This is a genomic window from Janthinobacterium sp. Ant5-2-1, from assembly GCF_001445815.1.
GTDB lineage: Bacteria > Pseudomonadota > Gammaproteobacteria > Burkholderiales > Burkholderiaceae_D > Janthinobacterium > Janthinobacterium lividum_E.
The window spans coordinates 1-2,218 of record NZ_LNCE01000168.1 but is presented as its reverse complement, the minus strand read 5'-3'; the positions used below and the strand labels follow the sequence as shown (position 1 = coordinate 2,218).

The following is a 2,218-nucleotide window of genomic DNA, read 5'->3' as shown; positions in this document are numbered from 1 at the left end:
TTTTTCTATATTGTAATGTTAAATATTTTATTTTTATTTTTATTTTTTATTTTTGAAATTTTTTTAAATTCAAATGATTAAATTTTAACATTTTTTTGCATTATCTATATTTCTGAGAAAACGACAGGAAATTCATTATTTTCTGACATGTATGGCACATTTGAACGACAATTGTGCTGCATTTGGCTGTTGCATCCAATTCTATATATTTTCGAAACAGCGCATCCGATAAGGTAATTTATGTCTCACAATAACATTAAACTCAAATCGGAAAGGCAACATAGACCTGTCGTCTTAGTGCCGTTAGAAACACAAGAATGTGAAGGTCTTGATTGCCAACTCGTCACAAAAGATTACCTACGTGCGCTGGTTGAAATTTCTGGCTGTTTGCCCTTATTAGCTCCGACTTGTTTTGGTAGCACTCATATTGAACAATACTTATCGATGATCGATGGCATTTATATCACAGGTGCTAGCAGCAATATTGATCCCACCCTTTATGGCCAAAAAAATAGTTCATCGAATAAAAACCAAGATCTACAACGTGATCTCTTTGATATATTGTTGATCCGTATGGCGCTAAAAAATGGCATTCCCATCTTTGGTATTTGTCGTGGTATGCACGAATTAAACATAGCTTTCGGTGGTGATATTCATCGGACCCAGAATACAAAATCTACTTCTGAACATAAGAATAAAAAGGGAAAAATTCTTTTGGAGGAACGATACACCGATATTTACAATGTACAGTTAGTATCAAACACTTGGTTTGCACAACTGTTGAATCAAGAACAGTTTCAGGTCCGCTCGTTATGCAGTGAGAGAATTGGTAGACTAGGACGTGGTCTAGAGCCGTTGGCTTACGCAGAAAATGGTATGATAGAAGCGATTCATTTCCCCACATTCTCGCAATTTACTCTTGCAGTTCAGTGGCATCCTGAATGGCAAGCTTCTCAAAGTTCACACTCTGTGCATTTATTTCAAGCTTTTGGTGATGCTTGTCGAAAATTTTATGCGGTCCGTACTAGGCAATATCTGTAATAGGTATTGTAATTGAAGAAGTTTTTCGATATATATTTTAGCTTGTAAGGCTAAATTAGAGTCTACGTCTGGAGATATGCCAAGAAAAAATGCATGTTACGGATTGTCGAAGTCCATGGTACAGTGTGCGCTTATGGGCTTGGTAATTATGAGTGGTTGTTGGAGGTTACCGAATAATATAGAAAAGTCAATAGACTTTTCTCTCCCGCTGCGAGAAGCGCGTCCGCTAATATAGTGCTATAGCTCCACTCTCAAAAAGTATCGGACGCGGCAATTGTGCTGCTCGATCGCTTGAGTACGGATGGCGTTCACCAAGTGCGTCTTCCCCGTCCCCGGTCCACCCACCAAAATGACGTTCGTGGCTGATTTCGGGTAGTCAGAGCGATAGAGCTGCCTGGTCGAAGTCTCATCCACCTCGTTGCACGAGAAGTCAAAGCCGTTTAAGTCTCTGTATAGAGGCAACCTCGCGACCTTTATTTGATATGCCAAAGACCGGACCTCGCGCTCGGTGGTTTCCGGTTTGAGCAGTCCTGCGTGGCTTGCGATGAAGAATAGCCAAATAGTGGCACGAATTGAAGATGTTTCCGCCAGGCACATGGTCACGCGTAATGTCGCAGACATGCTCGGTGATGATGTTGCCGTCGGCCACGAAGACGAGGCGATCGGAGTAGGCCTTGATGCTGATCGGCCGATTAGCGAACGTGGCTGGAACACTGTAGCGATCTTGGTCGAACGTCATCAACCAGGTCGGGGAAACTCGCTTTCTGTGCTTCACAAATCTTTCGAAGTGTAGTGGTTTAATGGACCGGGACACTGATTTAGGCGAGAATGTTCGTCATGGAGAAGTGTTTGATGAGCAAGTAAAGAAGTACGTTTTCCCCTGAGTTTAAACAGCAGGCGGCATGCCTGGTACTAGATCAAGGATATAGCCATACGGAAGCAAGCCGGTCGGTCGGCATCGGTGACGGCGCCCACGGTTTTATTGACATGCTATGGAAAGGCATGCTGCTAGTCGAACATAAGTCCGGCGGTCTTAGCTTAGACCGTGCTGCAAAACAGGCTTTCGACTATTTTCCGGGCATCAGTGAGGATGATCTGCCCGGCTAAGTAGTCGTCAGCGACTTCGGGAGCATTCGTCTCTACGACATACTCGCCGCTGATGGTACCAGAAATACCG

At 43.4% G+C, this 2,218-nt stretch carries 3 protein-coding genes and 1 pseudogene; 2 read left to right on the top strand and 2 right to left on the bottom strand.

Translation table 11 applies throughout. The annotated features are described in order from the left end of the window. The first annotated feature begins 240 nt into the window (after window positions 1-240). Window positions 241-1,041 (top strand): gamma-glutamyl-gamma-aminobutyrate hydrolase family protein, encoded by an 801-nt coding sequence (locus tag ASN89_RS28470; RefSeq protein ID WP_082654780.1) that lies wholly within the window; start codon window positions 241-243, stop codon window positions 1,039-1,041. Between the two features lie 240 nt (window positions 1,042-1,281). Here the strand turns inward: ASN89_RS28470 and ASN89_RS27195 are convergent. Beyond that, window positions 1,282-1,575 (bottom strand): annotated as a pseudogene (locus ASN89_RS27195) (ATP-binding protein); the annotation flags it as partial. After that, window positions 1,472-1,855: a Mu transposase domain-containing protein gene (locus ASN89_RS29870; RefSeq protein WP_414842530.1), complete on the bottom strand. Its 384-nt coding sequence runs from the start codon at window positions 1,853-1,855 to the stop codon at window positions 1,472-1,474. The pseudogene ASN89_RS27195 and the gene ASN89_RS29870, both read right to left, overlap by 104 nt. Window positions 1,856-1,947: 92 nt before the next feature. Between ASN89_RS29870 and ASN89_RS29815 the strand changes: the two genes are divergently transcribed. Then, window positions 1,948-2,148 carry a type IIL restriction-modification enzyme MmeI gene (locus ASN89_RS29815; protein ID WP_321166443.1) on the top strand — a complete coding sequence of 67 codons (201 nt, stop codon included), beginning with the start codon at window positions 1,948-1,950 and terminating at the stop codon, window positions 2,146-2,148. The last annotated feature ends 70 nt before the right edge of the window (window positions 2,149-2,218 follow it).

Coding starts and splice junctions, on each gene's coding strand:
- ASN89_RS28470 (WP_082654780.1), top strand. CDS start 241: ATGTCTCACAATAACATTAAACTCAAATCGGAAAGGCAACATAGACCT.